At 62.0% G+C, this 21,055-nt stretch carries 33 protein-coding genes; 16 read left to right on the top strand and 17 right to left on the bottom strand.

From position 1 onward, the window contains the following. Window positions 1-34 precede the first annotated feature (34 nt). Both MRY75_RS12980 and MRY75_RS12975 read left to right on the top strand, forming a co-directional pair. Window positions 35-982: a LysR substrate-binding domain-containing protein gene (locus MRY75_RS12980; RefSeq protein ID WP_292308434.1), complete on the top strand. Its 948-nt coding sequence runs from the start codon at window positions 35-37 to the stop codon at window positions 980-982. 90 nt (window positions 983-1,072) lie between these two features. After that, on the top strand, window positions 1,073-2,098 hold the full coding sequence (locus tag MRY75_RS12975; RefSeq protein ID WP_292308433.1) for an aromatic ring-hydroxylating dioxygenase subunit alpha: 1,026 nt from the start codon (window positions 1,073-1,075) through the stop codon (window positions 2,096-2,098). Window positions 2,099-2,100: 2 nt separating this feature from the next. Here the strand turns inward: MRY75_RS12975 and MRY75_RS12970 are convergent, their stop codons facing one another. The 11 genes from MRY75_RS12970 to MRY75_RS12920 form a co-directional block, all read right to left on the bottom strand. Then, complete coding sequence (locus MRY75_RS12970) at window positions 2,101-2,421, bottom strand: non-heme iron oxygenase ferredoxin subunit (protein ID WP_292308432.1); 321 nt, start codon at window positions 2,419-2,421, stop codon at window positions 2,101-2,103. After that, complete coding sequence (locus tag MRY75_RS12965; protein ID WP_292308431.1) at window positions 2,418-3,392, bottom strand: fatty acid desaturase family protein; 975 nt, start codon at window positions 3,390-3,392, stop codon at window positions 2,418-2,420. Before MRY75_RS12965 ends, MRY75_RS12970 begins: the two co-directional genes overlap by 4 nt. Before the next feature lie 178 nt (window positions 3,393-3,570). After that, a complete protein-coding gene (locus MRY75_RS12960; protein WP_292308464.1) occupies window positions 3,571-3,768 on the bottom strand; it encodes a CsbD family protein in 198 nt (65 codons plus the stop codon). A gap of 24 nt (window positions 3,769-3,792) precedes the next feature. Beyond that, on the bottom strand, window positions 3,793-4,035 hold the full coding sequence (locus MRY75_RS12955) for a hypothetical protein (protein WP_292308430.1): 243 nt from the start codon (window positions 4,033-4,035) through the stop codon (window positions 3,793-3,795). 60 nt (window positions 4,036-4,095) lie between these two features. Beyond that, a complete protein-coding gene (locus tag MRY75_RS12950) occupies window positions 4,096-4,557 on the bottom strand; it encodes a host attachment family protein (protein WP_292308429.1) in 462 nt (153 codons plus the stop codon). Continuing rightward, on the bottom strand, window positions 4,550-4,762 hold the full coding sequence (locus MRY75_RS12945; protein WP_292308428.1) for a hypothetical protein: 213 nt from the start codon (window positions 4,760-4,762) through the stop codon (window positions 4,550-4,552). Before MRY75_RS12945 ends, MRY75_RS12950 begins: the two co-directional genes overlap by 8 nt. Further along, a complete protein-coding gene (locus MRY75_RS12940; protein ID WP_292308427.1) occupies window positions 4,755-5,153 on the bottom strand; it encodes a DUF4112 domain-containing protein in 399 nt (132 codons plus the stop codon). Before MRY75_RS12940 ends, MRY75_RS12945 begins: the two co-directional genes overlap by 8 nt. Window positions 5,154-5,189: 36 nt before the next feature. Beyond that, window positions 5,190-6,158, bottom strand: a complete 969-nt coding sequence (locus tag MRY75_RS12935) for a YihY/virulence factor BrkB family protein (protein WP_292308426.1) — start codon at window positions 6,156-6,158, stop codon at window positions 5,190-5,192. A gap of 56 nt (window positions 6,159-6,214) precedes the next feature. Beyond that, window positions 6,215-7,726: a phospholipase D-like domain-containing protein gene (locus MRY75_RS12930; protein WP_292308425.1), complete on the bottom strand. Its 1,512-nt coding sequence runs from the start codon at window positions 7,724-7,726 to the stop codon at window positions 6,215-6,217. 38 nt (window positions 7,727-7,764) lie between these two features. Continuing rightward, complete coding sequence (locus MRY75_RS12925) at window positions 7,765-8,313, bottom strand: RNA polymerase sigma factor (protein WP_292308424.1); 549 nt, start codon at window positions 8,311-8,313, stop codon at window positions 7,765-7,767. Beyond that, a complete protein-coding gene (locus tag MRY75_RS12920) occupies window positions 8,306-8,470 on the bottom strand; it encodes a NepR family anti-sigma factor (protein WP_292308423.1) in 165 nt (54 codons plus the stop codon). The genes MRY75_RS12925 and MRY75_RS12920 overlap by 8 nt, the downstream gene beginning before the upstream one ends. A 107-nt stretch (window positions 8,471-8,577) precedes the next feature. Here MRY75_RS12920 and MRY75_RS12915 point away from each other — a divergent pair, with 107 nt between their 5' ends. Continuing rightward, on the top strand, window positions 8,578-9,387 hold the full coding sequence (locus MRY75_RS12915; RefSeq protein ID WP_292308422.1) for a response regulator: 810 nt from the start codon (window positions 8,578-8,580) through the stop codon (window positions 9,385-9,387). 57 nt (window positions 9,388-9,444) lie between these two features. Here the strand turns inward: MRY75_RS12915 and MRY75_RS12910 are convergent, their stop codons facing one another. After that, window positions 9,445-9,606, bottom strand: coding sequence for a DUF1328 domain-containing protein (locus MRY75_RS12910; protein ID WP_292308421.1), 162 nt, complete (start codon window positions 9,604-9,606; stop codon window positions 9,445-9,447). Window positions 9,607-9,725: 119 nt separating this feature from the next. Here MRY75_RS12910 and MRY75_RS12905 point away from each other — a divergent pair, with 119 nt between their 5' ends. Next, the gene (locus tag MRY75_RS12905; protein WP_292308420.1) at window positions 9,726-10,016 is read left to right on the top strand and encodes a hypothetical protein; all 291 of its coding nucleotides are present in this window, start codon (window positions 9,726-9,728) and stop codon (window positions 10,014-10,016) included. Here MRY75_RS12905 and MRY75_RS12900 read toward each other — a convergent pair. Continuing rightward, the gene (locus MRY75_RS12900) at window positions 10,013-10,381 is read right to left on the bottom strand and encodes a hypothetical protein (protein WP_292308419.1); all 369 of its coding nucleotides are present in this window, start codon (window positions 10,379-10,381) and stop codon (window positions 10,013-10,015) included. The two genes, MRY75_RS12905 and MRY75_RS12900, sit on opposite strands and share 4 nt — an antisense overlap. A 79-nt stretch (window positions 10,382-10,460) precedes the next feature. Between MRY75_RS12900 and MRY75_RS12895 the strand changes: the two genes are divergently transcribed. The 11 genes from MRY75_RS12895 to MRY75_RS12845 all read left to right on the top strand — a co-directional run bounded on the left by MRY75_RS12895 (window position 10,461) and on the right by MRY75_RS12845 (window position 17,010). Continuing rightward, window positions 10,461-11,189: a Crp/Fnr family transcriptional regulator gene (locus MRY75_RS12895; RefSeq protein ID WP_292308418.1), complete on the top strand. Its 729-nt coding sequence runs from the start codon at window positions 10,461-10,463 to the stop codon at window positions 11,187-11,189. Window positions 11,190-11,425: 236 nt separating this feature from the next. Then, window positions 11,426-11,863, top strand: a complete 438-nt coding sequence (locus tag MRY75_RS12890) for a DUF2383 domain-containing protein (protein ID WP_292308417.1) — start codon at window positions 11,426-11,428, stop codon at window positions 11,861-11,863. Between the two features lie 23 nt (window positions 11,864-11,886). Next, entirely contained in the window at window positions 11,887-12,336 is a 450-nt protein-coding gene (locus MRY75_RS12885) for a hypothetical protein (RefSeq protein ID WP_292308416.1), read from the top strand. Next, a complete protein-coding gene (locus tag MRY75_RS12880; protein WP_292308415.1) occupies window positions 12,333-12,734 on the top strand; it encodes a phage holin family protein in 402 nt (133 codons plus the stop codon). Before MRY75_RS12885 ends, MRY75_RS12880 begins: the two co-directional genes overlap by 4 nt. Further along, on the top strand, window positions 12,727-13,500 hold the full coding sequence (locus tag MRY75_RS12875) for a DUF3618 domain-containing protein (RefSeq protein ID WP_292308414.1): 774 nt from the start codon (window positions 12,727-12,729) through the stop codon (window positions 13,498-13,500). The genes MRY75_RS12880 and MRY75_RS12875 overlap by 8 nt, the downstream gene beginning before the upstream one ends. Further along, window positions 13,497-14,522, top strand: a complete 1,026-nt coding sequence (locus MRY75_RS12870; protein WP_292308413.1) for an AI-2E family transporter — start codon at window positions 13,497-13,499, stop codon at window positions 14,520-14,522. The genes MRY75_RS12875 and MRY75_RS12870 overlap by 4 nt, the downstream gene beginning before the upstream one ends. Before the next feature lies 1 nt (window position 14,523). Continuing rightward, window positions 14,524-15,495, top strand: a complete 972-nt coding sequence (locus MRY75_RS12865; RefSeq protein WP_292308412.1) for an amidoligase family protein — start codon at window positions 14,524-14,526, stop codon at window positions 15,493-15,495. Continuing rightward, window positions 15,492-16,205 (top strand): gamma-glutamyl-gamma-aminobutyrate hydrolase family protein, encoded by a 714-nt coding sequence (locus MRY75_RS12860; protein WP_292308411.1) that lies wholly within the window; start codon window positions 15,492-15,494, stop codon window positions 16,203-16,205. The genes MRY75_RS12865 and MRY75_RS12860 overlap by 4 nt, the downstream gene beginning before the upstream one ends. Before the next feature lie 86 nt (window positions 16,206-16,291). After that, entirely contained in the window at window positions 16,292-16,483 is a 192-nt protein-coding gene (locus tag MRY75_RS12855) for a hypothetical protein (RefSeq protein ID WP_292308410.1), read from the top strand. 5 nt (window positions 16,484-16,488) lie between these two features. Continuing rightward, a complete protein-coding gene (locus MRY75_RS12850) occupies window positions 16,489-16,752 on the top strand; it encodes a Rho termination factor (protein WP_292308409.1) in 264 nt (87 codons plus the stop codon). 63 nt (window positions 16,753-16,815) lie between these two features. Continuing rightward, complete coding sequence (locus MRY75_RS12845) at window positions 16,816-17,010, top strand: PLDc N-terminal domain-containing protein (RefSeq protein WP_292308408.1); 195 nt, start codon at window positions 16,816-16,818, stop codon at window positions 17,008-17,010. A 51-nt stretch (window positions 17,011-17,061) separates the two neighbouring features. On the opposite strand, the gene MRY75_RS12840 is transcribed toward MRY75_RS12845, so the two are convergent. Then, on the bottom strand, window positions 17,062-17,484 hold the full coding sequence (locus tag MRY75_RS12840) for a cytochrome c (RefSeq protein WP_292308407.1): 423 nt from the start codon (window positions 17,482-17,484) through the stop codon (window positions 17,062-17,064). Window positions 17,485-17,629: 145 nt separating this feature from the next. Between MRY75_RS12840 and MRY75_RS12835 the strand changes: the two genes are divergently transcribed. After that, window positions 17,630-18,064, top strand: coding sequence for a DMT family transporter (locus tag MRY75_RS12835; RefSeq protein WP_292308406.1), 435 nt, complete (start codon window positions 17,630-17,632; stop codon window positions 18,062-18,064). A gap of 34 nt (window positions 18,065-18,098) precedes the next feature. Here the strand turns inward: MRY75_RS12835 and MRY75_RS12830 are convergent, their stop codons facing one another. From MRY75_RS12830 to MRY75_RS12820, 3 genes are all read right to left on the bottom strand, one after another. After that, entirely contained in the window at window positions 18,099-18,740 is a 642-nt protein-coding gene (locus MRY75_RS12830) for a DUF3047 domain-containing protein (protein ID WP_292308405.1), read from the bottom strand. 81 nt (window positions 18,741-18,821) lie between these two features. Next, window positions 18,822-19,505 carry an ABC transporter ATP-binding protein gene (locus MRY75_RS12825; RefSeq protein ID WP_292308404.1) on the bottom strand — a complete coding sequence of 228 codons (684 nt, stop codon included), beginning with the start codon at window positions 19,503-19,505 and terminating at the stop codon, window positions 18,822-18,824. After that, window positions 19,498-20,784: a lipoprotein-releasing ABC transporter permease subunit gene (locus MRY75_RS12820; protein WP_292308463.1), complete on the bottom strand. Its 1,287-nt coding sequence runs from the start codon at window positions 20,782-20,784 to the stop codon at window positions 19,498-19,500. The genes MRY75_RS12825 and MRY75_RS12820 overlap by 8 nt, the downstream gene beginning before the upstream one ends. Window positions 20,785-21,055: the final 271 nt, after the last annotated feature.

Raw genomic sequence — 21,055 nt, 5'->3', positions numbered from 1 at the left:
GAAAGGCCGCATGAAATGCATTAGTGCAGCTAATATGATCTTGAATCTTCCCTACGCGGCGCTAAGGGCGTTCGAGGCGGTGGCCCGCCATGGCAGTTTTTCCGAGGCTGCCGAAGAGCTTGGCGTCGGCCAGAGCGCCGTGAGCCAGCACGTGAAGGCGCTCGAGGAATGGCTTGGGCATGACCTGATCACACGCGGTCCCAAGCGGTCGCTTCCCACGCGGGACGGCGCACGCCTCGCTCTCAGCATCGCGGACGGGTTGGGCCAAATCTCGGAGGTCTGCGAGGACATCCGCGACAAGCAGCGTGACGACCGCACGATCGTCATCAGCTGCCATCCCGGCTTTGCCTTCATCTGGCTGTTTCCGCGCCTTCTGAGTTTTGACCAGACCCACCCGGATTTCGCCATTTCCATTACCACCGATACAGGGCTGCGGGGTGTCGCGCGGGCCGAGGCCGACATCGCGATCCGCTACGGCACCGGCGATTTCCCCGGTTTTGCCGTCATTCCTCTCATGCACGAAACTTTGTGCCCAGTCTGTGCCCCCGGTCTGCTGTCGGGTGCGAAACCGCTGCGCCATGTTGCCGATCTGGCGCACCACACCCAGATCCGGGACGAATTCGCCCCGACAACGACAGACCTTCCCACATGGGAATACTGGGCGCGGGAAACCGGTCAGAGCCTGCCGACGCCCGCCCGCATTCGCAGCTTCAGCCAGTCCAACATGGTGGTTCAGGCGACGATCCAGGGGGACGGCGTGGCCATGGGGCGCAGCCCGCTGGTCATGGACGCGTTGCGCGATGGTCGGCTGGTGCAGCCGTTTCCGATCAGTGTGCCCTCCCCCCTGAACTACTGGTTGGTCTATCCCGAAGACCAGCGCCGCGCCCGCAAGATCGCGCTGTTCCTCGACTGGATCACAACCGAGGCCCGGATACAGGCACAAGACCACGCGCGCCTTTATGCCGGCCATCTCCACGATTAGCCTGGGTAATCCCGAAAATCAGTTGTGCGCACTGGTGCCGCGTGGCGTTCCGGGGCAAGCTGCCTGCACGCGATGCAGGAAAGGAACCCCATGTTCATCAGGAATGCGTGGTATGTGGCCGGTTGGTCCAGCGAATATGGACGGTCGCTCAAGGCGGAAACCTATCTTGGGGAAAACGTCGTCATCTATCGCACCGAGGCGGGATCGCCTGTCGCCCTCGAAGATGCGTGCCCGCATCGCAAACTGCCGCTGTCCGCAGGCAATCTGCGGGGGGATACCGTCGAATGCGGCTATCATGGCCTGACCTTCGACTGCTCCGGAGCCTGCGTCGATGCACCAACCCAGCGCGGCCAGATCCCGCGCCGTGCCGTGGTGAAATCCTATCCCGTTGTCGACCGGTATCGCCTGCTCTGGATCTGGATGGGCGATCCGGACAAGGCCGATCCCGACCTGATCTTCCCCATCGAGAATTACGACAGCCCGGACTGGGGCACGACCGATGGAGGGGTGATGGACATCGATTGTCATTATCTCTGGGTCTGCGACAACCTTCTGGACCCGAGTCATGTGGCATGGGTACATGTCACCTCGTTTGCCGGGGCGGGCACCGATGACGGGCCGCTCGATGTCAGCAAGACCGACCGCGGGGTGATTGTTGCGCGCTGGATCTATGGTCAGCCGCCCTCGCCCTACTATGCCAAGCTTGTGAAGTTCGATGGGATCTGTGACAGGCTCCAGCATTACGAGATGTGCCTTCCGGGGATCGGCCTGAACAAGTCGATCTACACACCTCCGGGCACCGGCGGGCCGGACAGCACCCCGGTTGAGACCACGCTGATCAACATCTCGTACAATTTCATGACCCCGATCACCGAGGACAAGACCCGCTATTTCTGGTTCCAGCACCGCAATACCGATCCACATGACAAAGAGGTGTCAGAACGCATGAACGCAGGCGCACGCATGGCGTTCGAAGAGGATCGCGTGGTCCTGGAACAGGTGCATCGCGGTATGAAGGACCCGGCCACACCCTATATTGATCTTGGATTGGACGCGGGGGCGAAGCTGTTTCGCCAGATGGTCAGCCGCACCATCGAGGCCGAGCAGGCCGCCTGAGGTCAGATCAGGATCTGAACCATTCCATCCATGACCCGGGTTTCGAACATCCTCAGCGGTAGCCGCGCCGGTGCCGCCTTGGGTGCGCCCGTGCGCACGTCGAAGAGGCCTTGATGCAGGGGGCATTCGATATGGATGCCGTCGAAATGCCCGTCACACAGATTGGCCGCGCCATGGGTACATCGGGCCAGGCTCACGGTAATCCCGCCGCGCGCATCAAACACTGCAAGCTCCCGTGATCCCAGTGTCACCGGGGTGGCGTCGCCGGGCTCCAGATCGCTGACAGCGATCACATCCGTCCAGGTCTTCTCGCGTGCCGTCACGCTTTGCGCACCGCGCCATCGCTGCCATCGCTTCGGGGTTTGCGGCCGATCAACTGGCTGATGATGTCCACATGTGCACCCAGATAGCCGCGCTCTTCGACATGAACATAGCCTTTGAGTTTCTCGTGCAGCTGGGGCAGCGCGTGGAACGGCACCGATGCGGCGTAATGGTGTTCCGCGTGGTAATTCATGTTCCAGCAGAGAAACCGCATCGGAGCAGAAACCAGAGATGTGCGCGTGTTGACCTTCATGTCGTCCACATTCGGCCGTCCGACATGTTCGGTCAGGCGGATGGCGCGCATCACCGGTTCGCCCAGAAAAAGCGGAACAAGCCAGTACCAGATCGGTGCCGTCCAACCCATCGCGACAGAGACAACCGCGATCAGGCCATAGAAGGTCAGCATCATGCGGGCCTCCCGGATGATGATCGGCGCTTCGTATTTCGTCAGGAACGTGCGGTCCTCGTCGTTCAAGCGCCCCGAGGCGTTGCGCAGGATCTGGCTGAACTTGTTACGCCAATAGGGCACCGAAGAGATGTACCAGAGGTATGTCCAGACCGAGATCGGCAGTTCGATCAGCTCGGGGTCCTGCCCCTTCAGTTGTGTATAGGTGTGGTGGTTGCAATGCTCGTAGCGGAACTGCTGGAACGGCAGGATGATGGCGTATCCGCAGATATTGCCGAAAATGTCGTTGAGTTTGCGCGTCTTGAACACCGTGTAATGCACGCATTCATGCTGCAGCGAAAACAGATGGACGATCACGACGCCGTGCAGAAACATCGCGGGCCAGACCCACCAGCTGTCATACGTCAGATGGATCAGGGCGGACGTCGCCACAAGGACCAAGGCAAAGCCCGCCACCCGCACCAAAGCCGGCCCGTCCGAGCGCACCATCAAGGCCTTCAGTTCGCGCCGGCTGAGCGCGCCTTCCTGCAAGGCCTGCGTGATGGGTGTGCGGACATCTGTCGGCATGGGATCTCCTGAAATCTGCAGCCTCAGGCTAAAGTCCCTGCCCGGCCGCAGCAATTCCCAAAGTTGCCGCTGTGTCGATCTGCGGTTGCGTGGCAGCCGCCGTGCCTGCCTGACAGGCAAAAAAACGCGTGGCTGGAGGGAACCAGCCACGCGCCTTGATACGTGCCCCGAAACCGGGTCAGACGTTGTTCAGAATGCGGTCCACAGTCTGCCGGACTTCGTCCTTGGACTTGCCCAGCTTCTGCTGCAGCACGCCTTCCATCTGCTCGCGGTCACCCTTGGCTTCCTCGACGTCGTCATCCGTCAAGTCGCCATAGGCTTCCCGGAGTTGACCCTTGATTTCGGTCCATTTGCCTTCGATTACATCGCGGTCCATCATGAGACCCTCCTTTCGTTGAATTCAGTTCGACGCAACAGCGTCTTCTTCGGGCGATTCAACGTCGACCGTGGGAACGGTGACGGTGATATCGCGCTCTCCGACTTCGACATCGCCGACCTCGGCGTCATATTCGGGCAAGGTGCCCCCATCGATCGAAACGGTGGGCAGCGCGCCTTCCCGCGTCTGATCGATGTCGACCATGTAGACGCCAAATGCGACTGCCGCGACGAGCACAACGCCCGCAATAATAGCTCCAAGCTTCATGACAATATCTCCTTTTATCAATATGTTAACGCAGATATCGCCAGATGGTTCCCGTGGGTTTCAGCTATTTTCCAGTTCCTTGCTGACAAGCGTCTCAATCTCGTCGATCGGGTGATTGGTCAGCACTTTCGCCACATCAAGGCGCAGAGTGGCCAAGACTTCGGGATGAAGTTCCTTGCGCAGTTCCGCAAGTGCAGGTCGGCTGGCGATCAGGATCAGGTCCTTGAACCGGCCCTTGTGCACGTCCTTGTACAACTGATCCGCGACATCCTTGGCGAACCGCTCTTTTTCAAGCTGGTGCCAATCGGTGTCGTCGACCGCCGAACGCTGCACCGAGGGACCGTCGTTGAAACGGCCCGGCCGGTTCGCCGCCCAGTCCTGCGCCTTTGGGTTCTCCTGTTCGTCCTTGTTCCGAACGACGAGGTTCATGTCGATCTCGTCCCCTTCATTGACAAGGTACAGCGCCTTTTCGCCATCGCAGATGACGACCCATGCGTTCTGCGGAACTCCGGATTTACGCATCGCCGTCGCCCTCCTCGTCTTCGAGCGACTTGGTTACCCGGGTCGCACCTGCGGGACGTTCGGTGCTGCGCTTGAGTTCGTCGGCACTGCCGACACGGCGGGACAACCGTCCGCCCGTCCGACCGGATTGGTCGATATCCGCGCTGTCGCCGACGACGTCCTCGGTTTCGCGACGGCCGTCTTTTGATCTGTGACGTTCAGCCATGGGCCACCTCCTGTGATGTTGCATGAACAACCTGACGCTGCAGTTCCGTTTTCAGCAGAGCGAGGTTCTTCTGGTGGGATTTGAAGACGACATCGAAGACGTCGCCGATGATCGGCACGCTGCCGATGGCAAGATCAATCGCGGCATTCACACCCATCCGTGCCAGAACGCGCTTTCGTGCACCCATCGGGTGCCCGTGCCAGATCATCCAGCCTGCAGGCAGCGTCGTGACCAGATCGCCCGCTCCGGGGATCAGGCCGAGGATGGAATCCCATCCGACGCGGACGCCGACGACGGGCAGACGGAACCGGCTGTCCAACAGACCGGCGACGCGTTCAAGGCGCGCCAGACGGTCCGCCGTATTGACGGCGGGCAAGGATGTGCGTGACATGACCCCTCTTGAGATGCTCGGAGGGTCAACGTGTGATCAGCGTGTCGGTTCCGTGATTTCGGCGCCGATGGACGCGCCCAGAGTGTCGGCTTTCACCGCTCCGCGCGACCCCATCGGACGGTCTTCGCCAACCGTGCTGTCGCGCCTGGTCTGTGCCTCAAGCTCGGCATCGAGCAGCGCTCCGAGCAACACGATGAACGCCGACAGCCACAGCCAGGTCAGCAGGATGATCACCCCGCCCAGCGCTCCGAAGGTTTCGTTATAGGAACCGAAGGATTGCACGTAGAGGCTGAAACCAAAGCTGCCAGCAACCCAGAGCGCGCAGGCGATGAACGCGCCGGGCGTGAGCCAGCGCCAGCGCGCGGACCTGCGGTTCGGCCCCAATCGGTAAAGCACCGCGATTCCCAAGGCCCCCATAAGAAAGAGGAACGGCCAGCGCAGAAACATCACGAGATCGTCGACGATGCCGTAATCCCCGAAGATCGCGGCGATCACCGGGATCGCGGCAACGACAATGATCGCGATCAGCAGTCCGAAGATGAGGAAAGCGGTCAAGAGGATGGTCAGCGCCTTCACGAGGAAGAAATTGCGCGTTTCCTTTTCCTCGTAGATGACGTTCAGCCCGGAGATGAAATTCGCCACCGCCTTGGACGCGGAGTAAAGCGCGATGGCCAGACTGAACAGCGCCGCGAAGCTGAGCGTGGAACTGTCAGCTTCCGCGACATCACGCAACTGGCCCATGACGATGGTCCGCGCAGCTTCGGGCAGCATGGCGGTGATCTCGTCGCTGTTCTCGACCAGCATTTCAGGATTCAGAAAGGTCCCGGCGAATGCCACCGCAGCGGTTATGCCTGGAAACAGCGACAAAAGGCCGTAAAACGCTATGCCCGCTGCAATCAGCCCGAGGTTCAGATGCGCCTGCTTGTGCCACATTCGGACCAGCACGTCCAAAACCCCCTTCAACGGGATATGGGTCGGGCGTCGGGCCAAACGTCCACGGCTCATGCAATACACTCCTTGACTGTCACAAAAGGAACCGACCGCCCGGCTGTCAAGTTCCGTCAGACGATGTTTTCCGTGATCCCCGGCAAGGCCTGCGCCAGATCGGCCCGGTTGTCGGGATCATACGGAACAAGGAAACCGGTCCGGTTTTCCGGCAGGCACACGGCATTGGCCGCAATCGCCCGCGACCACCACGGGACAAGCGTTTCGGGCTCCATTGCCTCGGCTGGTAGGTCATCGAACCACCAGTGGTTCAGCAGACGCGCACGCAGACGGGCAACGGTGTCGATGCCGCTGAGCGCGACCGCCGCCTCTGTATCCCAGCGCATGGAGCGACCGTTCAGATTGCCCGAACCGATCAGGGCGAAATCGTCGTCCTGCACCAGAACCTTATTGTGGACATAGACCATGGGCGAGCCGGCCAGAACGGCCAGTCCCTCGCGCGAGGCCATCACCGGACGAACGGGCGACGCAAAAAGCGCCCGATCACCGAACGCCGCCTGCACATGGCTCACTGCATCACGTTGCAGGCACATCCCGAACCGGGTGTCGAGACCGTCTTCCTCGTAGAAGGCGAGGCTTTCCGGCAAGGCCGGCAGGATCGCGAGAAGATGCAGATCGGGATTGCGTCGGGCCGCATGCGCCAAGGCGTCGGCGATCACGCTCGACCGCAGGAATTGCGTCTCGATATGGATCAGATGGCGTGCCGTGTTGAAGCTCGCAATGTGGGTTTCCTCGATCTCGTTCAGCACCGTGAGCGGCGAGAGATAGGGAAACTGCACGCGGCGCGGTGCGGAAATCGTGCGCCTGATCCGACCGAGGGACGGTGGCGCGCGGCGACCGGCGGACACTTCGAGAAAACTGTCGAGATGCAATTGCGCTTCGGCGACCTCGGGCTTGCCGCGCACCATCAGATGCACGTCAGACCACGTTTCCCGCGCCGGTCGATCATGGTCGAGCGTGTCGAACCGTCGTTCGTTGAGATCAAGCCCGCCGATGAACAGGGTGTCGTCGTCGATCACGGCCAGCTTCTGGTGATGCGTGACGGTGCGCAACTCGGGCAGCACCGTGCGATCCAGCAGCACCGCCTGCCGCGACAGCCGGTCCTTGGACAGCCCTGCCATCTGGTCCCATTTCCGCTTGATGACCGCAGGCAAGAGCATGCCCCAGGGCAGCACTCCAGCGCGTGCGGGATGCAGCGCAGCAAAGATGCGCACCTGTCCGGCACGTGCATCGGCGATCTCGGTCAGGGCAGCGCCCTGTCTCACGGTTTGCCACGTCAATTCGTGCAACGGGGTGGCCATGACCGGATCGAAATCGCTGACCACGATCGTCACCTTCACCCCGCGCCGGATCACATGGGCCAACAGATCGAACCAGTCGTGCCCGACGGCCCGTGCCTCGGGGCTGCGAAGCCGCGTGCGCAGGTCGAACACGCGGAACGAGCCGTGCACATGCGACTGCGCGCGTAAAACGGCCCGCTCGAAGGCGGGCCAGGCTTCTTCGGCGGTGATCAGGACATCCACGTCAGGCACAGGATCCGCCTGCGTTTCCGGTAAAGGGTCGAACACGGGACTCCCTTTCTCCTCCTTCAGCAGTTCAATGTCGGTCAGGCGACGTTCTTCTGGTTGGTCACGATGCCGGTTGTGACGATGTCGGTCGCCTCCATCACCTCGTCATCGCTCATCTGGAGGATTTCGACCAACTGCTTGCGGGCACGGTTCACGCGGCTTTTGATGGTCCCCACAGCGACGCCGCAGGTTTCGGCGGCTTCCTCGTAGGAGAACCCGCCAGCACCGACCAGAACCAGAGCTTCGCGTTGTTCGTCGTTCAGCTGATCGAAGGCACGGTTGAAATCCCGCATCTGCAGACGGCCATCATGGTCCGGCTTCTGAGCCAGCGACGCGGCCATCTCACCATCGACATCCGCAACCTCACGCCGCGCCTTGCGATGATGCGAGTAATACGTGTTGCGCAGGATGGTGAACAGCCAGGCGCGCATGTTTGTCCCGGGCTTGTAGGTGTCGATCTTGGTCCACGCCTTGACAAGCGCGTCCTGAACCATGTCATCCGCCAAGGCCGAGTTTCGGGTCAAGCTCATGGCAAAGGCGCGCATTGCGCTCAAATGCTCTACGATTTCCTCTTTGGGATCAACCATTTGCTTTCTCCGAAGAGGCTTTGTCCGCCTCGCGAAGTTGCTCGAGCAATTGGGTGAAACGATCAGGCACCTCTTGTTTCGCGACGTCCTCATAGACGCGCTTGAGGTTTGCTTCGATCTCCTGCTCAAGGCTTGATAATTTCCGATCCTGTTTCATGTAGCCCTTCAGATGGTTTTTGCATTACGTCGCGCGATAGCTGGAACTTAACGCCATGTAGCGCGTTCGGTTCCCGTAACATCTAAAAAAAGTGGGAGCTTTTCTCTATGTCGACCGAACAACCACAGGACCTGACCTCCAAGATCGGAGCGAACCTGCCGTTCCTCCGCCGCTATGCGAGGGCTCTCACCGGTTCGCAGGTCGAAGGCGATAAATACGCCGTCGCCGCGCTGGAGGCGATCTTGAGCGACACATCCATCTTCGACCATGAAGCTTCCAACAAGGTCGCTTTGTTCAAGGTTTTCCATTCGATCTGGTCCAGCTCTGGCGCGACGCTGAGCACGTCCGAAACCGGGGTCGCGGCCAAGGCACAGAAACACCTCGCTCGCCTGACCTCGGGCACGCGGGAGGCCCTGTTGCTGCACACGATCGAGGAAATGTCCTTTGACGATGTGGCAAACGTCCTCGACATCTCGGCAAGCGAGGCACAGAACCTCGTGGACATCGCCTATACCGAGATGGCCAAGTCCTTGGCCGGACGTGTCATGATCATCGAAGACGAGGCGATCATCGCGATGGATCTCGAAGCCATCGTAGCGGATATGGGCCATGCCGTCACCGGGATCGCGCGGACGGCCGACGCGGCGGTCAAGCTCTACAACACCGAAAAACCGCATCTCATCATGTCGGACATTCAACTGGCCGACGGGTCCAGCGGGATCGATGCGGTGAACAAGATCGTGGCGGATGATCCGGACATTCCGATCATCTTCATCACCGCCTTTCCCGAGCGTCTGTTGACCGGTGAAGGGCCTGAACCTGCGTTTCTCATCTCGAAACCCTATACCGAAGAACAGGTGCGTTCCGCGGTCAGCCAGGCGATGTTTTTCTCGTCCACGGAAACGCTTAAAGCCTGATCCGTCAGGTTACGATACAAACAACAACCGGAGCGCCTGCGCTCCGGTTGTTTTCGTTCAGGATCGCACCGCACGCACGACCAAGGCTGCCACGAAGAGCACGAGAAAGACGACGAACAGGATCTGTGCGATGCCTGCGCTTGCCGAGGCGATGCCGCCAAATCCGAACAAGGCGGCGATGAGTGCGATAACGAAGAAGATTGCTGCCCAGTAAAGCATGGGTAAGTCCTTTCCATTTCAATCGGTAACTGCGGCGTCAACCCGCCGCGCCGTCCGTTGGTTCCGAGGAACTTTGCCGTCCCGGCTCGCGTTGGGAGGCAAACAGAAGGAGACTTATCATGGCATCCACACACAGCATTCCGCACACCGAGACAACCAGCGCACAGGACACCGCACAGCGCACAACGGACAAGCTGCGCGACGCCGTCAGCCATGCACAGCACAATGCGCAGGACGCTGCCGGCACGGTACGCGACACTGCCGTGCAGGCAGCTGAAACGACGGCCGATCATGCGAGGGGATTGCAGGGCGATTTCGACAGCGCGGTGCGCCGCAACCCGACCGTTGCCGTGCTCGGCGCGCTCGGCGTCGGCATTTTCGTCGGTCTGGCGCTGACCAAACGCGCCTAATCCGGCAACCCAAGCCGCGCCAGAGCGGCCATCACATCGCGCGTGGAGAAGGGGCGGAACAACAAACCCGCCCCGTCCCCCTGCGAAAACTCGGCCGGTCCGTCAATCACCACAAGTGACAGGGAGGACCGGTCGACCGAAGCGAGGAACTCCGCCACACCATGCAGATGCAGCGAGAGCCCGCACATCATCAACCTCAGACTTTGGCCAGACCGCGCCACGATACCCGTCGCATCCATGACGTCGCGCGCGTGCAGCACCGGCCCGAGGCCCAGCCCGGTCAGCATTTCGGTCAGATCATCCGCTTCGACCATGTTGTTCGAAATGATCAAGGTCCTTGGAGCTAATGAAATCAACTCGGTCATGCCAATACACCCCCTGTGTTTCATACGACATGACAGCCCACGGGCCTCTTTGCATTAAACTGTGACATAGCGAGGCGACATGAAAACAAAATGCGAAACCTGTCCGTTGCGTCAACTTGATCTTTTCGAGGATATGTCACGTGACGAAGTTCAGTTCATGTCGCGCTTCAAAACCGGCGAATTCGTTGCCCAGCCCGGCACCGAAATCCTGGCCGAAGGGGCATCCTCCTCGCATCTCTATACGGCGCTCGAAGGCATGGGCCTGCGCTACAAAACGCTCGAAGATGGCAGCCGACAGGTGGTCGGCTTCGTTCTGCCCGGCGACTTCATCGGGCTGCAAAGTGGCGTCATGGGCGAGATGAAACATTCGGTCGAGGCAACGACGCGCATGACCATGTGCGTCTTCAACCGGTCCGATCTGTGGGAGCTGTTCCGAAACCAGCCGCGCCGCGCCTTCGACCTCACCCATGTCGCGGCAACCGAGGAATTTCTGTTGGGCGAGATGCTCGCCGTCGTGGGCCAGATGGATGGCATGGCCAAGATCGCCTGGGTTCTGAACCGTTTTTTCCGCAGGCTGACCGCCTTGGGCCTGAACGAGAACGATCAGGTGCCCCTGCCCTATCGTCAGCAGGACATTGCCGACTCGATGGGGTTGTCACTGGTTCACACCAACAAGACCCTCGCAAAACTCAGAGGCAAGGGCGTGGCCACATGGGCGAATGATGTCCTTACCGTGCACCGACCCGACCAATTGGCCGATCTGGGCTATTCCACCGGTCTTGGTGCCGCCCGCCGCCCTCTGATCTGACACTCTATGATCTGACCATTGTCACGGAACACGCTTCGAGATCATTTTCGCACCCCTGTCCAATCCAAGAAGCAGGCGCGCCCTGCGTCATCAAAACCTCCATCGGCGAGGTTTGGCCGTTTCAATGACGCGCCCCTCGGCACGCCTCAGCTAATCCAAACGACGTGCCGTCACCCTCTTGGCACAGGGAACTCTGCCGCAGGACCCGCGTTTCAATCTCAGTCAAGGAGGTCACAATGCCCAGCAAGACCACGCATACTGCGCATAACTGCGTCCAGTCCCTGTTCGACACGCTGATCGACATCAGCGAAGGATACACACTCCTGATTGAACGGGCGGAACCCTCGATCCGCGCGTTTATTCGGGATCTCGCGGATCAGCACACCCGCGACATATCGGTAATTGACGCGCAGGCATCGGCGCATGGGTTCGAACTGGACCGTTCGGGTACGGTGATGAGCGAAGTTCACAAGGCGGCAGTCAAACTGCGTGACCTGTTTTCCGATCTGGATCGCACTGCGCTCGAGGCGGTCGCCGAGGGGGAAGAAAACGTGGTCAAGCGCTACGACGACGCCATCAAGTGCCTGTCTCCCGACGACACCCTGCACACCACGCTGGTGGAACAGCGCAGCGCATTGCGCAGCAAGATCGCTGATATTTTCGAGGCCGTTTGAACCGGTACGCCAAGGAGGCTGACATGACCGATACAACAGACACATTGACCGCTGCCAAGCAGCGCGCCACCGACCTCGCAAAAGGTGCGCGCGACGAAATGGTGGACGAAGCCCGGACGCACGCAACGGCCGCGCGCGACCATACGGTCGAGACCGCAGAGACGGCCGCGCAGGCAGCCGAAGCCGCAAGTGACGAATTCGGCGCAGAGTCGATCCAGGCCGCAGCGCTGGATCAGATCGGGGCTCAGATCAACTCTGTCGCAGAACGGCTGCGCGACAAGCCTGTTGACGAAATGGTGGATGATGTCGCCGTCTTCGCACGCCGCAATCCGCTTCTCTTCCTCGGCGGAGCAGCACTGGTCGGCTTTGCCGCCGCACGGTTTTTCAAGGCTGGCGATGGCACCAGAGGCGCATCCGGTGCGACCGATGACCCGTGGTCCGGGCATCTGGACACTTCCGAGGTGCGCTCGTGACACAGCCGTTAGACCATAGCAGCGATCTGCGCAGTTTGATCGTCGGCATTCTCGCGGATGCCCGCGCGCTTCTGAGCACCGAACTGCAGCTCGCGCGGCGTGAGTTGTCCGACAGCGCGGCCAAGGCTGGTTCTGGACTGGTGCTCTTTGGCTTTGCCGCCCTTGTCGCCCTTGTCGGCCTCAGTGCACTGGCCGTGGCCGCAGTCTTGGGCGTGGCTGCGCTGGGAGTGGCCTATCACTGGGCGGCGCTGAGTGTCGCCATCGCGTGCCTCGTCCTCGCGCTGCTTTTCGCGCTGATCGGCAGATCGCGCCTTTCGACCGCGGCGCTGGCCCCCCGGCGCACGCTGAACCAAGTGAAATCAGATATCGACGCAGTCAAGGAGATGGCCCGTGCCTAATGCAGATCAACTCGAACGGAATGCCGAAACCCATCGCGCACATCTCACCGACCGGATCGGCGCGCTCGCCGCATCTGTTCATCCCGAAGCCACCGCGAAACGCGCGGTGGGCCAGACTGCGGATTTGGGGCAGACCGTCGCCAAGGCCATGTTCGATGGCGCGCGCCGGGCGCCGGCAGGGCTGGCTCTTGTCGGATTGGGCGCTGCGGTGATCGCGCTCAACACCGGGCGCAAAACCGACGCGCCCGCAGCACTGCCCCCCTATGATGAAATGGCGGGCCACGACGCGCGCATTGCCCGTGCTGACCGCCAGATGAAGGCACGCGAGCAGGTTCAGACTGGACGATTTGCTGATACGACATCGGCGTCGACTCTGCGCAAGTCCCTCGACCGTGGCTTGGACAGGCTGCCGCCCGAGGCGCGGGCCCGTGTCACCGAAGCGCGGCTGAAAGCCATCGACGCGCAGGAGAAGCTGGAGCGACAGGCCCGCCGCAGTGCCCGGCAGGCACGCGATGCGCATGACCGCCAACCCTTTCTGACTGGCGCCATCGTCGCTGCGCTTGGGGCGTTGCTGGGAGCGCTCCTGCCCTCGACCAAAGCCGAGGCAGACCTGATGGGGTCCACGCGCGACCGGTTGATGCGCGACGCCGAAGCCATCCTGCACAATGAACTCACGCAGCTTGAACGCCAGGGCAAGGCCGCTGTCGAAAGCGGACTGCGCGAGGCCCGCGCGGAGTTTTCCGGCGCATCCCGAACTGCCGGATGATCGCCCGGCCCGAGACGCGCGCCCGTCTTCAAACCGTATCCATCGCGCTGATCGCGCTGGTGGCCGGTGTGACGGCGCTCAAACTGGCTCAGGGTCTGCTCGCCCCGGTGACGCTAGGCCTGATCGTGGCCATCGTTGCCGCTCCGGGGATGCGCCTTCTGGCGCGGCTTGGCATTCCCCGCGCGGTCAGCGCGAGCATCAGCCTGCTTTTCGTCGGCGCGATGACCGTGCTGCTGATCGCCGGGTTGGGTCCGATCGTGATGGACCTGATTGGACAGGTGCCCCGGATTGAGGACGAGATCCGCTGGTGGGTGATCGACGCCAGCCGCGCCATTCGTGGTCTGGAATCCATGCAGTTCGAGCTGGAGCAAAGTCTGGCCGAAGACGGCAAGGCTGTGGAAGAGGCGATGCCAAGCCTTCTGGATGCGCTTTCTGTTGCGCCGAACTTTGCAGCGCAATTGCTGACCTTCGCAGGAACGTTCTTCTTCTTTACCCTGACGCAGAACGAGATTTACGCCACCGTTACCGGCCGCGCGACGGCTCTGCGCCAGGCGGACAAGGCGGTGTCGCACTATTTCCTGACGGTCACAGCCATCAATTCCGGGCTGGGGGTGGCGGTCTTTGCCGGGATGACCCTTGTGGGATTGCCGAACCCGATCCTGTGGGGCGCAGCGGCGTTCATCCTGAATTTCGTGCTCTATCTCGGGCCGGTCATGCTGCTGGTGGCCTTGGGCGTGGTGGGATTTACTGAATTCAACGGGGCCTATGCGGTGCTGCCCGCGCTTGTCTACTTCCTGCTCAACATGACCGAGGCGCAATTCGTGACGCCGACCCTCGTCGGTCAGCGACTGCAATTGAATCCGCTGGTCGTGTTCCTTGCCATCCTCTTCGGGCTCTGGCTCTGGGGCCCGATTGGCGGCATCGTTTCGCTGCCTCTTCTGGTCTGGGTGACGGCCTATATGGCACATGATCCGACCCCGGCACCCGATCTCGACACCGATCTTGCAGCGACACAGGCCTGACATGGACCCGATCAAACCCACCTTTCCCGCCCTTCCCTTCGAGCAAACCGCCGGGGGCGACGAACGCCTGTGCGGGATCGAAATCGAATTCGCCGGACCGACCGAGCTTGAAACCGGCACCCTGATCGCCAAGTCCTTTGGCGGAACCGTCGATGATGGGGGTGATCACAGTGTCACCGTGCGCGACACGCGCTTCGGAGATATCGAGGTCGAACTGGACATCACTTTGCGCAAACGCAAGGACCTGCCGTTTCTGCAGGAAAGCCTTGACGCAATGCGTGGCTTGATCCCGGTCGAGGTGGTCACACCGCCGCTCAGCCGTGCGCAGCTTGAAGAGTTCAACACGATCTGCGCCGGCCTGCGCCGGATCGGCGCGATGGGGTCACGCAGCGGGGTGCTTCTGGGCTTCGGCGTGCACGTCAATCCCGAAGTGGTGGCCCCCGATCACCGCTTTACCCTCGACACGATCACCGCCTACGCCATGCTGGAGCCGTGGCTGCGCGATCATGAACAGGTGGACACCACCCGTCGCATGATGCCCTTCATCGGCGCATGGCCCAAGGGTCTGATCTCGGACCTGGCCAACACCTCCTATGACAGTCTTGCCGATCTCATGCGGATGGCGCGCCAGCACATCACCAGCCGCAATCTGAGCCTTGATCTGCTGCCGCTTTTCAAACATGCCGAACCCGATCTGTTCGACACGCTGTTCGACATCGACGACAAGACGGCCGCGCGCCCGACCTTTCACTTCCGCCTGCCCGACAGCCGCATCGACGAACCGGATTGGTCACTGCGGCAACCCTGGCAGCTCTGGCGTCAGGTGGAGGTCGTCGCGGCGAATGACACGCTTCTGGCCGCGCTGCGCGACGCGTGGAAAACCCACGATGCCGCCTGGTTCGAACGCAGATCGGTCTGGGTCAAGACGATCGACACGCTCCTTCTGGATCACGACGCACGGGCCGATCTATGACGCGACCGCTGATTGCCGTGACCACCTCGGCCCGCACTGGCTGGCGGGTCTTTCCCCTCATCAACCTGAACCTCTGGATCACCGGTGGACGCGGCGTGCGGTGGGGTGTCGGGCGCATTGTCGATCTTGAAAAGGTGGATGGGCTCATCATCGGCGGCGGCGATGACATCGGACCCGAGCTCTATGGCGGGAAACTGGGGATCTCGGCCCGGCTGGACCCCGACCGCGATAACCTGGAACGTCGGCTGGCGCAGGCCGCTCTGGAGCGGAACATCCCGGTTCTTGGAATTTGCCGTGGCTCGCAGATGCTCAACATCGCACTGGGTGGCACGCTCGATCAGGATGCCTGGACGACCTATGGCCCCGAGCGCAAGATCACAACCATCCTTCCCAAACGCGAAATCTGCGTCGAGACCGACACGCACCTGTCGCTGATCAGCGGCCAGCAGCCAATGAAGGTGAACGCCTTGCACAGCCAGGCTGTCGACCGCCTTGGCGACGGGTTGCGGGTCTCTGCGCGGGACACAGGCGGAATGGTGCAGGCCATCGAACGCGTGCGCGATCCCTTTGCTCTGGGGGTTCAATGGCACCCGGAACACCTGTTCTACGCGCATCGCCAGCGTGCGATTTTCCGCGCCCTCGTCACGGCGGCGGATGCCTATCGAAGCGACCGCAACCAGATGCAGGCGATGCGCACAGATCTGGCCTGAGCATTCCCTTGAACCTTCGTGCCATGGGAACCAGAGCGCCCCGATCGGCGTTTTCCCCATGAATCCGACAAGACAAGGGGTACAGAATGTCCGCTCCATCCACGAATATCGAAAAGCAGTCGAAACGCCACCGTCCGGCCCTTTGGGGGATACTCGCCGCCATCGTCTTCGCGGCCGTGATCTTTCTGGCGTATCTTGCCAATCTTGCTGCCGAAGGCAACGAACCGGGTGAAGAGTCCACATCCGCACCGGCAGCCGCCACGGCGACCGACGGGTAAACGCCATGGCAGAGCAGCATTCATCGTCCATCAAGGATGAAGACACCTATGAGGCGCTGCGCGACGACGGCTACAGCAAGGAAACCGCTGCGCGCATCGCCAACGCCCAAGCCAACCCGGATCAATCCCCGTCGAAAAAGGGAGGCAAGGCCCCACCCTACGAGGACTGGACCAAGGACGCGCTTTATGACCGCGCGCAGGAGTTGGACATCGATGGCCGCTCGGACATGACCAAGTCCGACCTCATTTCCGCGCTCCGGGATCGGTAACAGCGACACAGGAGCAGACCTTCAAACCGCCTGCGCCGCAGGGGGCGCTTTCAGGAGACCATCATGGGAATTGAAATCACCGGCATCGGAGGGTTCATCCTCCTTGTTCTCAACGTCTGGGCCTTCGTTTCGATCATCGGCTCGACCCGTTCCACCGGGGCCAAGGTGCTTTGGTGCCTGCTCGTGCTGCTGTTGCCGTTGCTCGGCTTCATCATCTGGCTGATTGCCGGACCAAGATCGGCGACGGCGCGCGCTTGACTGACGAGATCACAGCCCCGCTATTGCAGCGGGGCTGTTTTGTATTGACGCCTATCGACTGACCTGAACGCTTTCCAGGTATTCCACCAGCGCCACCAGCTTGCGGGGTGTCGGCGTCATCAGGCCATCGCCCGTGTCGAAAGGCACAAGATCACCTTCCAGCAAAGCGCCGAATTCCGGCATGTTTGGTCCGGCGGGTGCGGCACGCGTGTAGCCGTCAATGGTCGACATGACGCGGACCGCGGGAAAGCTGCCGCCGTTGCGCGCAGCAATCCGCGTCAGATCAGGCGGCGCCTTGGCCAGCTCAGCCGCCATCGGGCCCGTACCCTTGGCATCGGCACCGTGGCAGATGGCACAGTTTTCCACAAAAAGCGCCCGGCCATCAGCTGGCTCGGGCATATCGTTCGGGGTGCAGGCTGCGATCAGTCCGGCAGCACAGGCCCCCAGTGACAGGCTGAAGAGAAATGGGCGCATTTCGGCCTCCTTGCTCGATGGGCGCAGAGTGCCTTTGTTTGCGACGCGGTGCAACCGCCGCACCGTCGCATATGTCCCACGCGGGCGTGACAATCGGCAGAACCCGGCGCAGTCTGGCCCCGAATCGTGACTTACGGAGCCCCCAATGCCGATTTACGCTTTCACCATGCTGGCCGCCGGGATCGGCATCCCACTTCTGGCCGCGCTCAACGCGGCGCTTGGCCTGCGCATCGGATCGCCCGCGGCGGCGGCCATGGTGCTGTTCTGCGTCGCCCTGCTCGCAACCACACTTGTGACCCTCGTCACAGGTCCGCGCGCCTTGCTCAATGTGCCGCTTGCGCCGCGCCACCTGCTGTTGGCCGGCCTCTTCGTGGCGTTCTACGTGCTGTCCGTCACCTATATCGCACCCACCTTCGGGGTCGGGAACGCGGTGTTCTTCGTGCTCTTGGGACAGCTTGTCTCGGCTGCACTGATCGACCATTTCGGCCTGTTCGGCGCGCGCGTCAGCCCGTTGACCCTGACACGGTCCACAGGGATCGCGGTGATGGCGCTTGGTGTGTGGATCACCCAGCGGGCCTAGACCGAAGCCTTCAGCACATCAAAGGCGCATAATGCTAGTTGACCGTCAGCCCACTGATCGACGCGCGGATGCGGCTGTCCGTGTCGTCACTGTCCCCGGACAGGGCCAACCCGACAAGCGCCGCCTCGCCGCCTCCGAAGGCCCGTGCATAATCCCGCTCGAGGTTGACGTTTTCCTGGGCACTCCCCGTCCCCGACCCGCGCAGCACAATGGTCTTGCCGCGATTGCCGAGATACGGGCTGTTCAGCACAGCACCACGGTCATGCGCACCGCCCCAGACATAGACCAGCACCCGGGCTGCGTCATTGGTCAGAAGCTGGCGCACGCTGGCGCCCTTGAGCGCCTGCGCCTCGGCTGAAGGCAGGAACACGAAATAGAGCGCAAGATTGCGGTCATCGCCGCCTTTCTTGCGCAGATCCGTGGCCGGCACGCCTTCCTGAACGCTCCACGACCACGCCGCGTTGGACGCGCCCCAATAACTTTCCGGCAAGGGGCGATAGGCGAGTGACACCGACCCATCTGACACAACGCTGACCGAGCCGCCGTTGAAGCCATATTTATTGGACGAGAAGAGCGAAAACTTCTGGGTTTTCCAGCTCCCGTCGAAGGACACCGGAGCGGCCAAGGCAGGCAACGCGGCAAGAGACAGGGCGGCAGCGGCAAGCGTTCGGAACATCGGGCACCTCCTTGATGGTGCACCCGTTCTAACAGGGCGTGGCGATCACCCGCATCAAACGTTCGCGTGAGACCCGTGCTCTCAAGGAGCCGTCAGACGACCCTGATCAAGCCGCACCTGCCGGTCCATGCGCGCAGCCAGCGCCATGTTGTGCGTTGCGATGAGCGCCGACAGGCCCGTTTCGCGCACGAGCGTCATGAGTGCCTCGAAGACCGTATCCGAGGTGTCCGGATCCAGATTGCCCGTCGGCTCATCCGCGAGCAGGACCGACGGGCCGTTGGCCAGCGCCCGGCAGAACGCGACACGCTGCTGTTCCCCGCCGGACAGGGCCGCAGGACGGTGCTGCGCCCGCGCCGCAACGCCGACGATGCCCAACAACTCCTGTGCCCGGGCCTCAGCGTCCGTGCGCGGCACCCCGGCCGCAAGCTGTGGCAGGATGATGTTCTCGGCTGCGCTGAACTCGGGCAGCAGGTGGTGGAACTGGTAGACAAAGCCCACCTCGTCGCGCCGGACCAGTGTGCGTTTGCGATCCGCTGCACCGGTCACGTCCGTGCCGGCGATCTCGACCCGGCCACCATCCGGCGTATCGAGCAGCCCTGCAATGTGCAGAAGCGTTGATTTCCCCGCGCCGGAGGGGGCCACCAGGGCCACGACTTCGCCCCGCGCCAGCGACAGGTCGATCCCGCGCAACACATCGACCGCTGAGGGCGTCCCGGGATTGTACGTCTTGGTGATGCCGTCAAGGCGCAGCGCTACGTCATTCATAGCGCAGCGCCTCCACCGGGTTCATCCGTGCCGCGCGCCGCGCCGGGAAAATGGTGACCACAAAGCTCAGTCCCAGTGACAGCGCCACCGCGCTCAATACATCCTCAAGCCGCAGCTGTGCCGGAAGCTGGTAGATCCCGCGCACCGCCGGATCCCACACACCGCCACCCGCGACATAGTTCACGAAGGAAAAGATCGGATCAATGTAGAGTGCAAACAGGCAGCCGAGGATCACCCCGGCCATCGTGCCCAGAAGCCCGGTGAAGGCACCGCAGATGAAAAAGACCCGCAGGACCGCGCCCTCGGTCAGGCCCATGGTGCGCAGGATGCCGATGTCGCGGCCCTTGTTCTTGACCAGCATGATCAGGCCCGACACGATGTTCATCGCCGCGATGAGCACCAGAATGGACAGGATGATGAACATCACGTTGTCCTCGATCTCGAGTGCCCGCAGAAAGCCGCCGCTGGCGTCCTGCCAGGTCCAGACCAGCACCCGCGCGCCCCCCGCTTGGACAATCGGCAACGCCATGTCCGCGACCCGGTCGGGATCGGCGACCATGACCTCGATCTCGTCCGCCGCGCCGTCGCGATTGAAATAGAGCTGCGCTTCGGCAAAGGGCATGTAGATCCGCGTCCGGTCGATGTCATAACGCCCCGCTGTGAAGACATAGACCACCTCGTAGGCCTTGACGCGCGGGCTGGTGCCAAAGGCCGTACGCACCCCGTCGGGCGAGATGAGCTTGACCTTGTCGCCCAGCGCCACACCGAGTTCACGCGCCACACCCGAGCCGATGGCGATCCCCTCGTCGAAGCGGGCCAAATCGCCTTGCGCCGTCTCGGGATCGGCAATGCGCGGGATGGTTTCGAGATCGTCGGCTTCGATGCCGAAGACCTCGACGCCGGCGTTGCGGCTGTTGGCCGTGGCCATCACCTGCCCCTTCACGAGCGAGGCCGCCCGGGTGACACCGGGCACAGCGGCGATCCGGTCAGACAGGTCGGCATAGTCGGTGATGGCGCGCGAGGCACGGCCGAACTCATCAGCCTCCTGCGTGTAATAGACGGTCACATGGGCGTTTGCGCCAAGGATCGTGTCGACGAATTCCGCACGAAAGCCCGACCGCACCGCAAGCGTGGCGATCAGGGCAAAGACGGCAAGCGTGATGCCGATCAGGCTGATCCAGGTCATGACACTGACCCCGCCCTCGGCGCGACGGGCGCGCAGGTAGCGCCAGGCGATCATCCATTCAAAGGGCGCAAAAGGGGGTGGGGTCTGGGCCATATCGGTCTCGTGCTGCTCTGGGGGATAAGTGGCCGCTTGGGTCGGGCGGGTCAAGCCGCCCCGGCCCACGGCTGGCTTTTGCACGCCTCGCAACCGTACCAAGGTTTCGTTCCAGTGTAGCAATTCGGCAATGGTGGTGCCCGCCGTCAAAGAAACGCACGCTCTCTTAACCTTTTTCGAGCACAGTTCGAGCCGGGCCCCGATTTTTAGGCCGAAAAAACGGGGGGGGCGCCGCGGCATTTAGGCCGGTCCACCACCAACGGCGCGTGTG

The sequence above is a fragment of the Marivita sp. genome (assembly GCF_022763305.1).
In the GTDB taxonomy this organism is placed as follows: Bacteria; Pseudomonadota; Alphaproteobacteria; order Rhodobacterales; family Rhodobacteraceae; genus Marivita.
Note: the sequence above shows the minus strand (reverse complement) of the source record. Positions and strands in the feature narration are given on the sequence as shown.